The organism is uncultured Imperialibacter sp., from assembly GCF_963974565.1.
In the GTDB taxonomy this organism is placed as follows: Bacteria; Bacteroidota; Bacteroidia; order Cytophagales; family Cyclobacteriaceae; genus Imperialibacter; species Imperialibacter roseus.
The window spans coordinates 445,007-463,752 of record NZ_CAXBCJ010000002.1; the positions used below are offsets into that span (position 1 = coordinate 445,007).

The 18,746-nt window shown below is 47.1% G+C and carries 14 protein-coding genes; all 14 read left to right on the forward strand.

What is annotated here, in order from left to right; translation table 11 throughout:
* Positions 1–2 precede the first annotated feature (2 nt).
* The 14 genes from AAC052_RS04650 to AAC052_RS04715 all read left to right on the forward strand — a co-directional run bounded on the left by AAC052_RS04650 (position 3) and on the right by AAC052_RS04715 (position 18,720).
* Entirely contained in the window at positions 3–899 is an 897-nt protein-coding gene (locus tag AAC052_RS04650; protein ID WP_317491974.1) for a metal ABC transporter permease, read from the forward strand.
* The gene (locus AAC052_RS04655) at positions 896–1,345 is read left to right on the forward strand and encodes a thioredoxin fold domain-containing protein (protein WP_339811341.1); all 450 of its coding nucleotides are present in this window, start codon (positions 896–898) and stop codon (positions 1,343–1,345) included. Before AAC052_RS04650 ends, AAC052_RS04655 begins: the two co-directional genes overlap by 4 nt.
* Positions 1,346–1,518: 173 nt before the next feature.
* Complete coding sequence (mnmE, locus tag AAC052_RS04660) at positions 1,519–2,901, forward strand: tRNA uridine-5-carboxymethylaminomethyl(34) synthesis GTPase MnmE (RefSeq protein ID WP_339811344.1); 1,383 nt, start codon at positions 1,519–1,521, stop codon at positions 2,899–2,901.
* Positions 2,902–2,911: 10 nt separating this feature from the next.
* Positions 2,912–3,442, forward strand: a complete 531-nt coding sequence (locus AAC052_RS04665; protein ID WP_339811346.1) for a hypothetical protein — start codon at positions 2,912–2,914, stop codon at positions 3,440–3,442.
* A 163-nt stretch (positions 3,443–3,605) separates the two neighbouring features.
* Entirely contained in the window at positions 3,606–3,839 is a 234-nt protein-coding gene (locus tag AAC052_RS04670; RefSeq protein ID WP_339811347.1) for a ribbon-helix-helix domain-containing protein, read from the forward strand.
* A gap of 1 nt (position 3,840) precedes the next feature.
* Positions 3,841–4,248 carry a PIN domain-containing protein gene (locus AAC052_RS04675; protein WP_339811349.1) on the forward strand — a complete coding sequence of 136 codons (408 nt, stop codon included), beginning with the start codon at positions 3,841–3,843 and terminating at the stop codon, positions 4,246–4,248.
* An 88-nt stretch (positions 4,249–4,336) separates the two neighbouring features.
* The gene (locus AAC052_RS04680; RefSeq protein WP_339811352.1) at positions 4,337–5,290 is read left to right on the forward strand and encodes a sugar phosphate isomerase/epimerase family protein; all 954 of its coding nucleotides are present in this window, start codon (positions 4,337–4,339) and stop codon (positions 5,288–5,290) included.
* 377 nt (positions 5,291–5,667) lie between these two features.
* On the forward strand, positions 5,668–12,624 hold the full coding sequence (locus AAC052_RS04685) for a choice-of-anchor D domain-containing protein (RefSeq protein WP_339811353.1): 6,957 nt from the start codon (positions 5,668–5,670) through the stop codon (positions 12,622–12,624).
* A gap of 2 nt (positions 12,625–12,626) precedes the next feature.
* Complete coding sequence (locus tag AAC052_RS04690; RefSeq protein ID WP_339811354.1) at positions 12,627–13,532, forward strand: PorP/SprF family type IX secretion system membrane protein; 906 nt, start codon at positions 12,627–12,629, stop codon at positions 13,530–13,532.
* 266 nt (positions 13,533–13,798) lie between these two features.
* Positions 13,799–14,236: a hypothetical protein gene (locus AAC052_RS04695; RefSeq protein ID WP_317491991.1), complete on the forward strand. Its 438-nt coding sequence runs from the start codon at positions 13,799–13,801 to the stop codon at positions 14,234–14,236.
* A 117-nt stretch (positions 14,237–14,353) separates the two neighbouring features.
* Complete coding sequence (locus AAC052_RS04700) at positions 14,354–15,628, forward strand: serine hydrolase (protein ID WP_339811356.1); 1,275 nt, start codon at positions 14,354–14,356, stop codon at positions 15,626–15,628.
* A 195-nt stretch (positions 15,629–15,823) separates the two neighbouring features.
* Positions 15,824–16,483 carry a response regulator transcription factor gene (locus AAC052_RS04705; RefSeq protein ID WP_317491993.1) on the forward strand — a complete coding sequence of 220 codons (660 nt, stop codon included), beginning with the start codon at positions 15,824–15,826 and terminating at the stop codon, positions 16,481–16,483.
* A 136-nt stretch (positions 16,484–16,619) separates the two neighbouring features.
* Entirely contained in the window at positions 16,620–18,290 is a 1,671-nt protein-coding gene (locus tag AAC052_RS04710; protein WP_317491994.1) for an ATP-binding protein, read from the forward strand.
* Positions 18,277–18,720, forward strand: coding sequence for a response regulator (locus tag AAC052_RS04715; RefSeq protein ID WP_317491995.1), 444 nt, complete (start codon positions 18,277–18,279; stop codon positions 18,718–18,720). Before AAC052_RS04710 ends, AAC052_RS04715 begins: the two co-directional genes overlap by 14 nt.
* The last annotated feature ends 26 nt before the right edge of the window (positions 18,721–18,746 follow it).

An 18,746-nucleotide genomic window follows, 5' to 3' on the forward strand; every position in this document is an offset into this window, starting at 1 on the left:
CCATGGAAGCGATATATATCATCTTAGCAGGTTCTTTGGTGGCCGTTTCGTGCGGCCTGGTGGGGAGCTACCTCATCCTTCGAAAAATGGCCATGGTAGCTGATGCCATTTCTCATGCTGTGTTGCCGGGTATTGTAATAGCATTTTTCATTTCTGGCAGCCGGGACTCCCTGCCCATGCTTTTGGGAGCCGGTGCGCTGGGCATCATCACCACTTTTCTCATCGAATTCTTCCACAAAAAGGGCAATCTCCAAACCGACGCCTCCATTGGTGTCACCTTCACCTGGCTGTTTGCCCTGGGCGTTATTTTGATTTCTACTTTCGCTGGCAAGGTTGACCTCGACCAGGACTGCGTACTTTACGGTGAAATTGCTTACGTGCCCATTGACCTTTGGATCACCGACACCGGCACCATCATGGGGCCAAGGGTACTGTACATCTCCGGATCTGTGCTGCTGGTGGTCATTGCTTTCATCTTCATCGGATACAAAGAGCTCTTTCTCACCACCTTCGACCCCTCCTACGCCGCCATCATTGGCATCAACACCACGCTTTGGCACTATTTGCTCATGGGAGCTGTGTCGCTTACAACGGTGGCATCTTTCGAATCCGTTGGGGCAATTTTGGTGGTGGCTTTGCTTATTGCCCCACCAGCAACAGCCTACCTGCTCACGGAGGATTTCAAGAAAATGCTTATTTTCACTTGTATCATCGGCATAATTGTCTCCGTGCTGGGCTATTATCTTGCGTCTTATATTGACGGATCCATCGCCGGTGCTATGTCGACGGTGGCGGGTTTAATCTTTTTGGTTGTATTTTTGTTCTCTCCTACGCAAGGAGTAGTGTTCAGAAATAGAAGATCGAAACTTTCCATGACTTTAAAAGAGGAACCGATATGAAGCAATTGATTGGACTACTGTCCGTAGCCATGCTGGCCATTGTGGTCACGGCGGCGGCACCGGCTGAGCCAACCACCACGGAATGGACATCTATTGACCAGCTGGCTGAAAAGCTGAAAAAGGAGCCAAGACCGGTGATTGTGGAGATGTATGCCAACTGGTGTGGCTGGTGTAAGAAGATGGATAAAACCACTTTTGCTGATCCTGAGGTTGTCTCTCTTTTGAACGAATCCGTTTATGTCGTCAAAATAAATGGTGAAACAACCGATAAGTTTACCTTTCTGGGGAAGGAAACAAGCGGCAGGGACATGGTAAAGGCACTGGGGATTCAAGGGTATCCTACCTTCATTTTGGTAGACAACGACCAGGACAGACTTGAAATAGTTTCAGGATACAAAACTTCGCCGCAGCTCAAGAGGATCATCACTAAGCTAGCCAAAAAATAGACCTAAGCCACAAACAACAAGCAACAAAACGCAAAATAAGCTCCAATCACCTAAAATTCACACTCGAAACGGTTTAGTGCCTCGATGTTGTATTTTTGTGATTCCTTGAATTTTGTTGCTTGTCTTTTGTTATTTCAATCGAGTCTTTCATTCTAACAAACAGTTCATAACCGTTGGGTGCTCTCTCCTACTCTCAGTTCGACGATACCATTGTGGCACTTGCTACCCCTCAGGGCATTGGCGCCATTGCCGTTGTTCGCCTTTCCGGGCCTCAGGCCATCAGTATTGCCAATGCGGTCTTTCATGGTAAAAATCTCGACGCAGCCGATTCACACACCATCCATTTTGGTACTATCAGAGAAGGCAAAGAGATCATCGATGAGGTGTTGATGTCGGTCTTCATTGCTCCCAGGTCGTTCACCAAAGAAAATGTGGTGGAGATCTCCTGTCATGGCTCGTCGTATATCATCAAGCGCATCATTAACCTCCTCGTGAGCAAGGGAGCCAGGTTGGCCAAGCCGGGAGAATTCACCAAAAGGGCATTTCTCAACGGGCAATTCGATCTGGCCCAGGCCGAGGCAGTAGCCGATGTGATCAGCTCCGACTCGGAGGCAGCCCACCAGGCCGCTATGTCGCAGATGCGGGGAGGCTTTTCGAAGGACATCAAACAACTGCGGGAGCAGCTCATCCACTTTGCCAGCATGATTGAGCTGGAGCTGGACTTCGGTGAAGAGGATGTGGAATTTGCCGACCGCCACGACCTGGCAAAGCTGGTGACTGACCTGAAAACGATCATCAACCAGCTGATCAAGAGTTTCGACCTGGGCAACGTGATCAAAAACGGCGTGCCTACTGTGATTGCGGGGAAACCTAATGCAGGCAAGTCTACCCTGCTCAATGCTTTGCTCAAAGAAGAAAAGGCCATTGTATCGGACATTGCCGGCACCACCCGTGACTCCATCGAAGATGAAATCAATATTGAAGGCGTGGCTTTCAGGTTCATTGACACGGCCGGCATCAGAGAAACAACCGATGTAATCGAAGCACTCGGTGTGGAAAGAACGCACAGCAAAATGAAAGAGGCCTCGCTGATCCTTTACCTTTTTGACCTGGTGAACGACAACATCACCGACATCAACAAAGAGATCAACAAGCTTGAGAACCTGGGCAAGCCGTTCATTCCTATCGGGAACAAGATAGACAAAGCGCCCGCTGGTCTGGTGGCTCAGCTAAAAGAAGATGACCGGTTCATCTTTATTTCTGCCTCTCAGCAGCAATACCTGGAAGAGCTGAAAGACAAAATCCTCGATCAGGTCAACCTGAAGAACATCCGCAGCAGCGACACCATAGTCACCAACGCCCGGCACTTTGAAAGCCTGCTGAAGACCAGCCAAGCACTCGATGACGTGCTCACGGGCATCGGCTCCAACGTCACCGGCGACTTCCTGGCTCTGGACATCCGCCAAGCCCTCCATCACCTCGGTGAGATTACGGGTGAGGTAACGAATGACGATTTGCTGGCGAATATTTTTAGTAAGTTTTGTATCGGAAAATAAGCGACAAGTAATGGCTATACATCTTTATCAATCAAAGAGAGCCAAGCGCAATATAGGTATGCAGGTTTACAACGACTACGCCTGGCATGAGTCACAGGTAGATGCACTTACTATCTGGTACGCTGATGTATTCTTTATAAATAGGAAGCCAACCCTGGTCATTGCCAACCCATTGACCAAATTTACATTTTTTGTTTTTAGATATTCCCGAAGAGAAAGTACTGATTTTCTTCAAAAATTCAGAGAAAAGCTGTCCTATACCATGACCTGCGCCGGTATTGATCCCAAAAAGTACCTCGAACAATGCGACTGGTTGGTGGAATACGAAAAGAGCGACAAATCGGCTTCGGCACACTTGTCCAGAACCAAAATGGAGTATGAGTATATGATTAAGTCACAACACCACAACGTGGATGCGGCAGACGATGAAGCGTTTTACAATAGAATGATCGCCGATAACCTGGTCTCCTATCACAAGAAAGACTTTGATCGGCCTTCAAAGAGGCTCTACCATGAAATGCTCCTGAGGCGATGGGACTGATACTTCGTCCGTCACCGCCCCCTCAAATTAGCTTTACTCACACTCTCAACTATTTAACCTCGATGCAATGGCTATAAGCGCAGGATTGAAATTGTAAACTAAAGACCAGGGAATAACAAAACTTTTCTATCTTCGTAACATGTTATAATATAACATATCAATTATGAATATATCTGTCTATTTACCAGATGCGCTCAAGACCCGATTTGATTCCTATGTCAAAAACAAAGGAATGACCACCAATGGTGCTATTCGGGAGGCCGTTGAACTGTTATTAAAAACTGAATCTAGCAAGAAATGGGGAGATTGGATTAACCAATTAGAACCCGACCATGACTTTCCATGCATAGAAGACCTGAGAAAAGATTTGAAGGCTCCAAAAGAGGATATCTTTTAGTATGACTTATCTGTTAGACACTTGTGTCATTATCGACCTTGTTAAAGGAGATCCTGGTACCATTGATGCCATGAAGTCAAAATCTCCTGATCAGGTAAACATATCTGCGATTACAGAATTTGAATTGATGTATGGTCTGGCACAGACTTCAAAACTTAAGAGTAAATCCAAAAGTATCGTTGAGGCGATGCTATCAGAAATCAATATTCTAGATTTTGCCTCCAAAGAAGCTGCAACAGCAGCAGAAATCAGGAACCACCTGAGAGCCCTGGGAACACCGATTGGTCCGTATGACTTTCTTATTGCCGCCACAGCATTAGCCAATGATTTGGTATTGGTCACATCAAATGAAAAGGAATTTGCGAGGGTCGAGAACTTGCAGATTGAGAACTGGAGGCAGCATTCTTAATCAATCAGACAAGCTTACTACCACACATCCATTTTCTTTTTCGAACTAGTAGCGAATCGCTTATCTTAAAGTTTTATAAGATCAAGATATGCGTCGTAGAAAATTCATTCAGGCCTCAGCCATGGCGGCGGCAGTTGCAGCCAGCCCGTCATTTCCTCTATTTTCTGCTCCTAAAGCACAGAGAAAGTTCAAGCTGGCCCTCAACCCGGGGATTATTGGAGTGAAGGCCAATTTTGCTCAAACTTTGGATTACGCCATCCAGTATGGTTATGAAGCTATTAGTCCGTTTACTCAGGAGGTGATGAAAGACTATTCGTCAGCACAGCTGAACGAAATTATGGCGAAGATGAAAGCGAACAAGATCACCTACGACTCCACCAATATACCTGTGGAGTTTCGCCATGACGAAGCCAAGTTCAAAGAGGACGTGAAGGAACTGCCAAAGTTCTGCGAGGCCATGCAAAAACAAGGTGCCACACGGATCAACACCTGGATCATCTCCTCCCACCCCACCCTTACCTACAATGAAAACATGCGCCAGCATGCCGCCAGGCTTGGGGAATGCGCCAAAATAATGAATGAATATGGCATCAGGCTTGGCCTTGAGTACCTGGGCATGCGAACGCTTGTGGCCGGGAATCGCTATACATTTATCAGCTCCATGAAGGAAGGGAAAGAACTCATTGCTGCCATAGGAACTGGAAATGTTGGGTTTGTGCTGGACAGCTTCCACTGGTATTGCGCCAACGATACTCTGGAGGACATCAAAACCCTCACCCCTTCCGATATCATCACCGCCGACATCAACGACGCCAGAGCAGGCTTCAAACGAGAAGAGCAACAGGACGGAAAACGAGAGCTGCCACTTGCCACCGGTGTGATCAACATGAAAGACTTTCTGCAGGGTTTGATCGACATCGGGTACGACGGGCCGGTAAGGACGGAACCGTTCAACCAGGCACTTAACGAGCTTGAGAATGACGAGGCACTGGCCACCAATATGACCGCAATGAAAAAAGCACTGGCTTTGGTTGGAATGTAGGCCGGTGTCCTTGCCTATTTCGCATTAATCTGATGTTACCTTACCCCGGCAAAGTACATTTTCTCATGTGCTGTTCAGAATCTCCGCTCAACACCATAGCACTGAAATCAACTACCCATCTGAGGTACATTTTTTGAACGTTTACACATTGTGAGTGCGCTGGATTTACCTCAAATAAGCATTTGGTTGAGTATAAAAATAATACAATTTTTAATTGCAAAAATACATTTACGGAACTTGTGCATTTGACAGGTTTGATAGGCTGGAGGGGTTCGTTTAAGCCTCTCTAAAATGAAAAAAAGCTTGCATTTCACTGTTGAAATGCCCTTTTTCGTCCGTAGATTAGCGGAGGTTTGATCAATTTTTTCTCTGTACCTATGTCAAAATATCACTGGGTCCTTTTTTTAATCTTGTTCGGCTACGATGGTTTTTCCAGAGCCACAGCCCCCATCATCAAAAGCTTTTCTCCTACCTCTGCCAGAGTTGGGGAGCAGGTCATCATTACCGGCGAAAACTTTGATGACAAATTCAACACCATGCTGGTGTTTGTTGGGGGTGTACCCGCTACAATTAAGGATGGAAGTACAACTGAACTGTCGGTTACTGTTCCGCTGGAAGCCAAAATGGGACCTATCATTGTCATCTCTGTGTCTGGCTTGCTGGCAACTTCCAATGTGAATTTTATTCCGACCTATGCGAATGGCGTCTCAACGATCGACACGAATGCTTTCGGTGCTGAAAATAAAATAACAACGGAAGACAATCCTGAACGATTGGAAAGCGCTGATTTTGATAAGGATGGGCTTATTGACCTTCTTTTGACACATTCGGGTGGCGCTATCAGCATTTACCAAAACACCACTAAAAGCATTCCTTCGTTCGACGTCTCAAAATTTGCCGTCAATGTCCCTAGCGGTTTCGGGCCAAAAATCCATGATCTTGATGGTGATGGTTTACTTGATATCGTTTTCTGGGGATCAAGTGCAGTTGCAGGTACCTATTTGGCTTATATGGTCAATAAGAGTACCCCCGGAAAAATAACTTTTGAGGCTGGCTCAACATTCCCTATCGAAGGTACACCCAGTATAGGACTCGTACTGTCTGACCTCGATCAGGATGGAAGAGTTGATGTGGCGGCCATGACAAGCAGTACAATCAGTATTTACCTGAACACAAGTTCAATAGGCAAAATAAGCTTTTCCGGCCCAACAACACTACCTACAGGTGGCGGAGACCTTACAGCAGGTGACTTGAATGATGACGGCCTCCCGGAATTGATACATGCCGCAGGAGCCAATTTGGAGGTTATCACGAACACCAGTACCCAAGGGAAGCTGACTTTCGATCGGACTGATACTTTTAAACCTAACTCATCGGTTGCCATAGTAAAAGCGGCAGATATGGATCAGGATGGCTTTCTGGATATTATTGTGGGCTCTCAGACGCAAACGGCCATTGAAATATTCAGAAATGCTTACGCCGGCGATGGGAAAATCACCCTGGATGCCCCAAAAGGGTATGACACAGGCTCTGGCTCATCAAGCAATGGCGACTTCTTTGATCTCGGCGATATCAATGGAGACAAGCTGCCCGATATTGCCGTACCTTCAGTGACTGAAGACAGGGTGTTTGTATATGGCAATAAAAGCGAGCCAGGCACGATTGCAATGAACGAAGTCGTCGTTTTTGCCACCTCGACAGCGCCATTTGCCGATCAGTTGGATGATATCGACGGCGACGAAAAGCCTGACCTGATCTACACCAATCGACAGGCTGAAGGGAAAGGAACGCTGAGCATCAGACTTAATCAGACGGAAGCGCCACAACCCGAAATCAATGTTTACAATGGTGCCGACGATACAAAGCCGTCTATTGCAGACGCACAGTCCACCGCTATCAACTTTGGCAGTGCGCTACAGGGAAACAATATCACCCGAACGTTCGCTATCAAGAATACCGGAACAAGCTCACTCACTGTCAGCAGCATTACTGTTTCCGGCACAGCCTTCAGCGTGAACAGTTCAATTACCTCCATTGCAGTGGGTGCCACCCAAACGTTCACTGTTCAGTTGTCTGGCGCAAACGCCGGAACCTTCAGCGCCACCGTCACTATCAACAACAATGACGCTGACGAAAATCCATTTACATTTCCCGTAACAGGCACTATCCTGGCGCCAGAAATCAATGTGTACAACGGGGCTACGGACGCTTCTCCTGCGATCACTGATGCACAAGTCGCCGTCATCAACTTTGGCAGTGACGTACAGGGCAACAACATCACAAGGACTTTTGCCATCAAAAATACCGGAACGAGCGTACTCAATGTCAGCAGCATTACTGTCTCCGGCACGGCCTACGCTGTCAGCAGTGGGATCACCACAGTGGCTGTAAGTGCTACGCAGACCTTTACTGTGACTCTTTCCGGTACGAACACAGGCACATTCAATGAAACAGTGACTATTGCCAGTAACGATGCCGACGAAAACCCCTTTACATTCCCTGTAAGGGGCACCATCACCTTTCCCGAAATCAATGTTTACAATGGCGCCACGGACGCCTCCCCTGTAATCACTGATGCACAAGTAGCCGTCATCAACTTTGGCAGTGCGGTACAGGGCAACAACATCACCAGAACCTTTGCGATTAAAAATACTGGGACGAGTGTACTCAATGTCAGCAGCATTACCGTCTCCGGTACGGCCTACGCTGTCAGCAGTGCCATCACCACAGTGGCCGTGAACGCTACCCAGACCTTCACTGTGACTCTTTCTGGCTCCAACACAGGCACATTCAATGAAACAGTGACTATTGCCAGTGACGACGCAGACGAAAACCCTTTCACCTTTCCTGTAAGAGGCACCATCACCTTTCCCGAAATCAACGTTTACGACGGTGCCACGGATGCCTCTCCTGTAATCACCGATGCACAAGTCACGTCTATCAACTTTGGCAGTGCGCTACAGGGAAACAATATTACAAGGACTTTCGCTATCAAGAATACCGGGACGAGCGTGCTCAATGTCAGCAGCGTTACTGTTTCGGGCACTGCCTACAGTGTGGTCAGCGTCATCGCATCTGTTGCCGTGAATGCTACGCAAACTTTTACCCTGACCCTGTCGGGCACCAACCCAGGCAGCTTCAGTGAAACAGTGACTATTGCTAGTAACGACGCAGACGAAAACCCGTTCACCTTCCCGGTAACAGGCACAATCACCGCCCCTGAAATTAACGTCTACAACGGCCCTAACGACGCCTCGCCAGCGATCATCGATGCACAAATCACACCGATCAGTTTTGGTGGCGCACTGCAAGGAAACGACATTACAAAGACGTTTGCCGTTAAAAACTCCGGGACGAGCACGCTAACTATCAGCAGTATAATTGTCACAGGGTCGGACTATACTGTCAACAGTTCAATCGGAGCGTTGAGTGCCGGCACTACTCAAACTTTTACAATTACCTTATCAGGGACAATTACAGGCACCTTTGATGCGACGGTCACAATTTCGAGCGACGATACCGACGAAAATCCTTTTACGTTCTCCATCACGGGCGGTATATCTGAGCCAGAGCTAGACGTTTTCTATGGAAGTAGCAATGCTGGTATTCCCATCATGGACGGGCAGTTGTCAGCTATCGATTTAGGATCCGTTCTGCAGGGAAATGATATTACACAAACATTTGCTATAGAAAACACCGGGTCATTGCCTCTGGAGGTAAGCGGCATTAGTGTTTCGGGCACAGACTTTATCGTTACCAGTTCAATCTCGACAGTTGCGGTCGGCATCACAGAGACATTTACTATCACCCTTTCTGGCGCAACCATGGGCACCTTTAATGCTACCGTGACCATCACCAGCAACGACACCAATGAAAACCCATTCACCTTCCCGGTAACAGGTACCATCACCTTGCCTGAAATCGATGTGTACGACGGTGCCACTGATGCCTCACCGGAGATTACCGATGCGCAAGTGACTGCAATCAACTTTGGTAGTGCAGTACAAGGGAACGACATCATAAGAACCTTTGCCATTAAGAATTCGGGGACGAGCGTACTCAATGTCAGCGGCGTCACCGTTTCAGGCACCGACTACAGCGTAAACAGCGCCATCTCGGCGGTCGCTGCGAATGCAACGGAAACCTTCACTGTCAGCCTTTCAGGTACCAACACAGGCGACTTCAGTGCTACCGTAACCATCACAAGCGACGATGCTGATGAAGGCGATTTCACGTTCCCCGTGACTGGCACAATCACCTTCCCTGAGATCAACGTCTTCGATGGCGCCACGGACGTCTCGCCAGCAATTACCGATGCGCAAGTGACTGCAATCAACTTTGGTAGTGCGGTACAAGGAAGCGAGATCATAAGAACATTTGCAATAAAGAATTCGGGGACGAGCGTACTCAATGTCAGCAGCATTACCGTTTCCGGCGCAGCCTTCAGCGTTGCCAGTTCCATTACGACTATTGCAGGCGGCGGAACCCAAACTTTCAGTATTACACTGTCAGGCGTAAATACTGGTAATTTCAACGCCACGGTTACGATCATTAGCGACGACGCTAATGAAAACCCGTTCACCTTTCCGGTGACTGGCACAATCACCTTCCCTGAGATCAACGTCTTCGATGGTGCCACAGACGTCTCACCAGCAATTACCGATGCACAAGTGACCGCCATCAACTTTGGTAGTGCGGTACAAGGAAGCGAGATCATAAGAACCTTTGCCATTAAGAATTCGGGAACGAGCGTACTTAATGTCAGCGGCGTCACCGTTTCAGGCACCGACTACAGCGTAAACAGCACCATCTCAACGGTTGCTGCGAATGCAACGGAAACCTTCACTGTCAGCCTCTCAGGCGCCAACACAGGCAACTTCAGTGCCACCGTAACCATCACAAGCGACGATGCAGATGAAAATCCCTTTACCTTTCCGATAACTGGCACCATCACCTACCCGGAAATAAACGTGTTTGCTGGTAATGACAACACGGCGTCAGCTATTTCCGATGACCAAACAGAACCAATTAGTTTTGAACCCACCGTTAAAGGGATTGACGTGTCCAGAACTTTCACTATTGAGAATACCGGCACCAGTGCTCTTAACATAAGTAGTGTGACTGTTTCCGGGTCAGATTTCAGTGTTTCAAGTGCCATTACTTCCGTCGCAACAAATGCATCAGCCAACTTTAGCATAACCCTTTCAGGGGCAAATGCGGGCACCTTCAATGCCACAGTCACGATTGCGTCTGACGATGCGGATGAAAATCCATTCACCTTCCCCATCACCGGAACGGTCACATATCCTGAGATCAATGTCTTCGCCGGCACGGACAATTCGGCCACCATGATCACAGATGGTCAAACCTCTGCTGTAGAGTTTGGTAGTGCAGTGCAGGGCAATCCGATTACCCGTACTTTTGCCATACAAAATGCCGGCACCAGTGTACTCACCGTTAGCGGTATAAACTTGTCCGGTACTGATTTCAGCGTTTCCAATACCGTTACCAGCGTTGCTGCTGGCGCTACGGAGACATTCACCGTCACACTGTCGGGGGACAACACCGGAAACTTTAGCGCCGATGTGACCATCGGCAGCGACAATAGTGGCGACAATTCATTTACCTTCCCGATTACTGGCTCTATCACCTATCCCAACATTGAAGTGTTTGCCGGAGAGGACAATTCGGCAGAAGCAATATCTGATGAACAAGCCACTCCGGTTAGCTTCGGAAGTGCTGTGCAGGGAAATAATATCGCCAGAACGTTTGCCATTGAAAATACAGGTACCAGTACACTAACCATCAGCGAGGTCACCGTTTCAGGTACTGGTTACAGCGTGACCAATGCTATTACTGCTATTGCCGCTGGAGCTACCGAGACGTTCACCGTTATGCTTTCGGGAACGGATACCGGCACTTTTGATGGGGTCGTAACGATTACAAGCGATGATGCAGATGAAAGCCCGTTCACTTTCCCGGTAAGCGGAACTATCACCTTCCCTGAAATCAACGTCTTTGCAGGGACGGGCAACACAGCTCCTGCTATTCTCAACGGTCAGTCGACGCCTGTAGACTTCGGCAGCGGAGCAGAGGGGAGCGAGATTTCTCAGGCTTTTGCCATTGAAAATACCGGCACCAGCAACCTCAACATCAGCGCCATTACCGTCGACGGCACAGATTTCAGTGTCAGCAGCACCATCGCCAGTATCTCACCAGGAAATACCGAAATATTTACAGTGACCCTTTCGGGCACCAATGCAGGCTTGTTCAATGCCTCTGTTACTATCATCAGCGACGACCTGGATGAAAGCTCTTTTACATTCCCCATAACCGGCGAAATATTATCTGGAGTGCCGCTGGTGCCCGAAATAGAAATATTTGTGGGAAGCAGCGACACCGGCACAAGCATAACTGATGGACAATCCACCGCTATTGAAATGGGAATTACCGAACAAGGTGTCGACCTATCAGCGGTCTTTACGATCAAAAACACAGGAAATTCTGCGCTCGAAATCACGGGCATCACCTCCTCAAGTGAAGTATTCAGTATTTCTTCATCTGTAACTAGCATACTGCCTGGAACAACCGGGCAGTTTACGGTGGTAATGGACGCCTCGGCGGGGGGAAATTTCACTACAACTATTTCCATCACCAGCAATGATGAAGACGAAGCAGCTTTTGAGTTCTCGATCAATGGAAAAGTTGAATTTGAAGAGATGCAGGTAATAGAGGAAAGCAACAACAAGCTGATCACTTCCAACACGACAGTAAACCTGGGTACCACTCAGTTTGGAGATCCTATTTCCAAAGTATTTTTTATCACCAACCCGTCAGAAAGTGAAACCTTGATTATTCACTCCGTTGAAATCACGGGTGACGAATTTGAGGTGGCGCAGGTGCCAGAAACCGTTGAGATTGGCGAAACAGGCCTGCTTGAGGTGGTGCTTCGGGCAACTGCCGAGGGAAGGTTTTCGGGTACGGTGACAATCAAAAGCAACTTCGCAGATTTCGTTTTTGACGTGTCGGGTGAGGTTGGACCGAGAAACAAAACCATTCATGTCTTTAACGTGCTTACCCCCAATGGCGATGGAAAACATGACTTCCTGAAGATTGAGCGAATTACCGAATACGCAAATAATTCAGTATCCATTTTCACCAAGGCAGGTAAACTAGTGTATCAGGCTGACAGGTATGACAACATAGACATCAAATTTGAAGGCAATGGAAATGTTGGCAGCAACCAGGCCCTGGATGCTGGCACTTATTATTACCTGATCAAACTGGAGCGTGGTAAAAATGAATCCGGGTTCATTCAGCTACTAAGAGATTAAATATGAACAGATACTTCTACTTATTTTTAATCTTACTTGTAGCGGGGCGTTGTTTTGGACAGAATGTTGTACCGTATAGCCTGTATCTGATGAATCAATCGGCTCTGAACCCCGCTTATATTGGCGTGAACAACCTGGCCAATGTTACAGCGGTGTCGAGGAAACAATGGCTTGGTATCGATGGGTCTCCCCTCACCACTACGTTAATGGGATCGAGCACCATTTCCATGCATAGTGCCGCCGGCTTGCGGCTGATGAGTGATAGTTATGGTATTAATACCGACACTGAAGTGATCGCCAACTATGCCTATCATATCAATTTCGACGATGACCATAACCTCTCGTTTGGTCTTCAGGGTGGTTTCCTTTCCTCCACCATTAACTATTCTAAGTTAGATGTCGACGTCTTTGACGACCCGTCGGTAGGCACTGGCAAGCAGTCAGAGTTTACGCCAAGTTTTGGCTTTGGTGCCATGTACAAGTCAGACTTCTTCTATCTGGGCGTGGCTGTTCCTCAGGTAACTAACTCTAATCTGCAAACCAACGGCGTCCAAACACGGAACCTGTATCAAAGTTATAACGTAACCGGCGGGTTCATCATCACCACTGTCCGAACCGTAAAAATTAAACCCTCTTTTCTGGTCAGCTATTCTCACAACGACCTCCTGGTGGATTTGAACGGCCAGGTGCTCATCGACGAAAAGATATGGCTGGGTGCCTCCATCAGAAACTTTGGTGCTGGTGGAGTGAATATCCTATTCACAGAAAACAATATGTTTCACTTTGGCTACTCCTTCCAATTTCCGTTCAACGAACTGGCTACTGTAGGGTATGGAACACATGAAGTGATTATCTCTGCTGACCTCAAGCTTGGCAAAAGACATGACCTTTCCGGTCGGTATTTCTGATTAATGGATGTGTTGGCTGTTGTGCCAAAACCATGTAGAAGAACCGAACGTCGTCCGTTTGTCCACCAGGACTGGCGCCAAGCCAAATTCAGTTTTATAGTTTCGGAGCAATCGAAAAATCTCCTTGTCATGCAAATTTGTATGCTATCGTGCACCTGAGACATAATGGCTTTCTAGTCAATTAGCTTTACTTTTAGTGTCCGCCCGTCATCTGGCGACGCCGATGTTTAACCAAAAAAGAAATTCAGGACAAGACAAATAGAGACATGGACGAAACTGATCCCCGAACGCTGCCTATCTTCAAAAAAGGACAAGAAATACTCGAAACGGTCCGACTTATCGGAAATCTGATTCCTGAGGACAACGAGGTGTTGCAGGACATCAAGGGCCATATGCTGTCGGATGCGGCTTTGCTCACAGTGAAAGTAGCTGGGGCGGAAGCAGGCGACCTTTACGACATCAGAATGGAAGCAGCGGCCATTATCCGAAAAGCAGCCAGAGACTTAATGGTGCAAAACCACAGTCTCGACATGTATGGGTTCAAAGAAGTGCGGTATTACCAACTGGTGCGGGACCTGATTGAAGAATACCGGCTGCTTTTCATCGATTGGGTTGCCGGGTTTGACACCAGCAATTATATCATCGACCAATGGGGCTTGTTCAATCCTCCCGGGAAGGGGCCTTTTGACGAAGATGATGATTAATCGCTACTGCTGGTTCTTTCATTCTTATATCCTCAAAAAAAGACGCTCCAAACCAATAGCCATCACCATGGCGTAATCCCGAATAATCAATTAAATTGAGAGGATAAACCTAAACCCATGAAACGACTACCCCTCATTTTTCTGGCAGGAATTCTCCTCACCTGCCAGCCCCTCCAGGATCCGGCTTCCTCTGCGCTTACTATTGGCATCCCGAAGGCTGCCGGGTTCTCCCCCACCCGCCTGGCCAGGATCGACACCTCTCTGCAAGAATGGGTAGACAAAGGCTGGATAAATGGTGCCGTTGGCTTGATCGCACGAAATGGCAAAATTGTTTACTTTAAGGGCGTTGGCTACGACGATCTCGAAACTAAAGAGGCGTTGGATAGAGAAGGCATTTTCAGAATTGCCTCGCAAACGAAAGCTATCACAAGTGTGGCTGCCATGATGCTGTACGAGGAAGGAAAATTTCTGCTGGATGACCCGGTGGCGAACTACATTTCCTCCTTCAAAAACGCTCAGGTTTTGGACACGTTCAGCCCGGAAGACACCACTTACACCACCGTTCCGGCGAACAGGGCGATTACCATACGAGACCTGCTTACACACACCTCCGGTATAGACTATGCACAAATAGGCAGCCAGGAGGCGCAGGCAATTTACGCTAAAAACAATATCACTGCCGGGTTGGATGTATACGAGGGAACCCTGGGCGACGCAATGGTCAGGTTGGGAAGCCTGCCTCTCACACATCAGCCCGGTGAGCGATGGACATATGGGCTCAATACCGACTTAATAGGCCGCCTTGTCGAGATCTGGTCAGGGATGACGTTGGAAGAATTCTTCAACGCCCGCATTTTCAAACCACTGGGCATGGAAGACACCTATTTCAATATCCCGGAAGCAAAGGCTGACCGTTTGGTGAACTTCTTTTTGGAGGACTCCACCGGTTTGAAAAAAAGTGAAAACGCCCTGGGTGGTGATATGAACTTCCCCCTTCGGAAAAAAAGCTATTTCTCCGGTGGCGGTGGATTGTCGTCCACCATTTACGATTACGCTATTTTTCTTCAGATGCTATTGAATGGTGGGGAGTATGATGGAGTGCGCCTGCTGTCACGTAACACGGTGCGGATGATGACCATGAACCAAATTGGTGACCTGAAATTTGGGGTGAACAAATTCGGATTAGGATTCGAGGTCGTTTCAGCAGCAGGAAGTGGCAAATTCCCCTCCAATGAGGGCACCTACAGTTGGGGTGGTGCATTCTCCACCAGTTATTGGGTTGACCCCAAAGAAAAAATGGTGATCCTTTTCTATCAGCAAATGTGGGGTTCTCATACCAACACGACTGGCAACACCTTTAAAGTGCTGGCCTACCAGGCACTGGTTGACTGACAAGAATAAGGGAATATGCGATCGTGGAGAGAGCTCCTTTGACAAAAGGTCATAAAAAAGACTTATTGACCGCAAATTTGTTATCTTCACATACCGGCGAATTTTTATACGTCACTACTGCTCTAGAGTTTAATATTTCAGTATTGATCAAGTTTTTGATTATTTGAAGGAAATGTAACTCTCAAAAGGCTGAAGATGGCTGAAATAAAAGTGCTTGTTGTCGATAGTTTCGAACTTGCCAGGTATGGGCTCAGGGAAATCCTCCAATCCGATCCAGATTTTAACTGTCTCGCTACTTTGTCCAGTGGAAAAGAAGCGCTCGTTTTTTGCGAGACGCACCAGGTCGACGTTATTCTTATTGACATCGCCCCACCCCAGGTTGACGGTATAGAAATAACCAGAGAGATTTTAGGCCATGGAAGGTCAGAGAAAGTAATAGGGCTCATCTCCAATCACAAACTTGAATACTTGCAGGGCATGATTCGTGCGGGAGCCAACGGCTACCTTCTTAAAACTGCCCACAAAGACCAAATCGGAGATGCTATTCACAAAGTGCACCGGGGTGAAGTTTACTTTTGCGAAGACGTACAAAAAGACCTGGCAGAAATCATCCGGAGGCACTTACACTTTTCTCCCAACGGTGAGCTACTGAAAGATCTAACCCGGCAGGAAAAAAAGGTTTTGAAGTACGTATCACGTGATTTCACCAACAAGGAAATTGCTCAAGAACTTTTCATAAGTCCCAGAACTGTAGAAACCCACAAGCGTAATTTGATCAGCAAGTTGGGCTTAAAAGACGCCAGAGACCTGCGTCGCTATTCATTGAGAGTAGCCCAAGAGCAACAAAACTCGTAGAAAACACGCATAAAACGCTTACGTGTCTTCACTTAAATTGTACTTATATAAGATTTTTTTTAAAACAATTGTCTTAGTTTTTAGTTGGCAGTAATTTTTATCCTTACTTCTGTGAATGACTAAGCCCCGGTAACCTATGAGCTACTCGCATCTGGTGACAAAACTGCAACCTGGCTTCTCGCTCGATGACATGGAAGCGCTTCAGGCATTTCATAGCTTTTACCTAAAATATCAAACCCAGGTAACACAGGATTTACGGCATACCCTGTCACACCACCCCATCTTCGGGCCAATTTTAAAAAACCAGGATCTTGACACCCAGCTAAAAGAGGAACGGCTATCCAGCGAACTACAGGAGAGTGCCATTATGAAAGGTGAGTGGGAGCCCTATACCCGCCACCTCATGAGGCAGGGGACAGCTTATGGTCAAATGGGACTTGAGTTTCATGATTGGTATAGTGTAGTCAAACTCTTCAGAGAAAAACTGCAACCGTACCTGGTTGAGGAGTATCACGGTAATGTGGATCATCTATTAAGAGTATGGAACGGCGCTGACAAACTCCTGGATTATACCATGTCGTCGATAGCTGCCGCTTATATGGGAGCCAAGAACAATCGGATATTAGAAGAAAAAACCAGGGCTCAGACGGCGCTTGAGGAATTACAATCGATACAAGAACGGTTCCGGCTTGCCATTGAAGGTTCAAGTGCAGGTATTTGGGATTGGGACATCCGCACCAACGAAGTGTTTTATGCACCCAGGTTTAAAGCGCTGCTGGGCTACGAAGAGCATGAATTTGCCGATCAATTTGATTCCTTTGCAAATGCTCTTCACCCGAGAGACAAAAAATACGTTTTTGAGAAAATAAATGCCACACTGGAAAATGATGTTCCTTATGATGTAATCTACCGCCTTAAGACGAAAAAGCGTGGATACCGCTGGTTTCTCACAAGAGGTAAAGTACTCCGGGACGAACTGGGAATTGCCTACCGAATGGCTGGATCCATTTCGGACATCACAAATGCTAAAAAAGCGGAAGAGGAAGTCAAAAAGCTAAATGCTACGCTGGAGCAAAAAGTGAAGGAAAGAACCACCGATCTACAGGAGACCAACAAAGAACTTGAGAGTTTCAGCTATACCGTTTCACATGACCTTCGGGCGCCGCTCCGAGCGATAGATGGCTTTTCCAAAGTTTTGGTTTCCAGCCTCGGCGGAAAAATAGAACCCGATGCATTGCACTACCTTGAAGTCATCATTGAGAATGTAGGAAAAATGGGGCACCTGATTGATGACCTTCTCGCATTTTCAAGAATGAGCAGGCGAGAAAAAAGAGAGGTTACTTTTGACACATGTCAGCTTGTTAATGAAGTTTTCAACGACCTCATGCAGATAGAAGACGGGAAAAAAACCACGCTAAAACTAGACAAGCACCTTCCTCCAATGTTTGCAGACAGGGAAATGATGAAGCATGTGTTTGCTAATTTACTAGGCAACGCCATTAAGTTTAGCGGATCCCGCCAAAAACCACTGGTTGAAGTCGGCTACCAAACAAGTCAGTATGAACTAGTCTACTTTGTTCGGGACAACGGCGTAGGTTTTGATATGAAATATGCAAAAAAGCTATTTGGTATCTTCCAGCGCCTTCACAGCGAAGATGAATTTGAAGGTACTGGCGTAGGGCTTGCCATCGTGCAACGCATCATTCACCGACACGGAGGAAAGATTTGGGTCGATTCAGAAGAAGAAAAGGGGGCCACGTTTTATTTTTCGCTTTCCACAAATGAAAAACAAAATGACAAAGGATAATATTGTTGAAATCCTGCTCGTTGAAGACAACAAGCACGACGCCGAACTGGCGATACTGGCGCTCAAGGAAGCCAAGCTTTTTAACAACGTAGTTTGGCTGAAAGACGGAAAGGAAGCTCTCGACTTCCTGTTTGGTGATGGGCAATTCAAAGGACGAGACATCAACCATCACCCAAAGGTAATTCTTCTTGACCTGAAGATGCCTAAGGTAGACGGCTTAGAGGTACTGCGTGAAATAAGGGCACATAAAAACACAAGAAAAATTCCGGTGGTAATTCTTACGTCTTCGAGAGAAGACCAGGATATCGTTATAAGCTACGAGCTTGGAGTCAATAGCTTTATTGTGAAGCCTGTCGATTTTGATCAATTCACCAGGTGTGTAAAAGAAATTGGTTACTATTGGGCGCTCATCAACCAGTATTCTGGATAGTATATCTGGAAAAAAATATTGATAAT

Bases quoted from the DNA above. Each gene is read 5' to 3' on its own strand.
- AAC052_RS04670 (WP_339811347.1), top strand. From the start codon at position 3,606: ATGAATATATCTGTCTATTTACCAGATGCGCTCAAGACCCGATTTGAT.
- AAC052_RS04675 (WP_339811349.1), top strand. From the start codon at position 3,841: ATGACTTATCTGTTAGACACTTGTGTCATTATCGACCTTGTTAAAGGA.
- AAC052_RS04685 (WP_339811353.1), top strand. From the start codon at position 5,668: ATGTCAAAATATCACTGGGTCCTTTTTTTAATCTTGTTCGGCTACGAT.
- AAC052_RS04710 (WP_317491994.1), top strand. From the start codon at position 16,620: ATGAGCTACTCGCATCTGGTGACAAAACTGCAACCTGGCTTCTCGCTC.
- AAC052_RS04715 (WP_317491995.1), top strand. From the start codon at position 18,277: ATGACAAAGGATAATATTGTTGAAATCCTGCTCGTTGAAGACAACAAG.
- AAC052_RS04690 (WP_339811354.1), top strand. From the start codon at position 12,627: ATGAACAGATACTTCTACTTATTTTTAATCTTACTTGTAGCGGGGCGT.
- AAC052_RS04650 (WP_317491974.1), top strand. From the start codon at position 3: ATGGAAGCGATATATATCATCTTAGCAGGTTCTTTGGTGGCCGTTTCG.
- AAC052_RS04705 (WP_317491993.1), top strand. From the start codon at position 15,824: ATGGCTGAAATAAAAGTGCTTGTTGTCGATAGTTTCGAACTTGCCAGG.
- AAC052_RS04655 (WP_339811341.1), top strand. From the start codon at position 896: ATGAAGCAATTGATTGGACTACTGTCCGTAGCCATGCTGGCCATTGTG.
- AAC052_RS04665 (WP_339811346.1), top strand. From the start codon at position 2,912: ATGGCTATACATCTTTATCAATCAAAGAGAGCCAAGCGCAATATAGGT.
- AAC052_RS04700 (WP_339811356.1), top strand. From the start codon at position 14,354: ATGAAACGACTACCCCTCATTTTTCTGGCAGGAATTCTCCTCACCTGC.
- AAC052_RS04680 (WP_339811352.1), top strand. From the start codon at position 4,337: ATGCGTCGTAGAAAATTCATTCAGGCCTCAGCCATGGCGGCGGCAGTT.
- AAC052_RS04695 (WP_317491991.1), top strand. From the start codon at position 13,799: ATGGACGAAACTGATCCCCGAACGCTGCCTATCTTCAAAAAAGGACAA.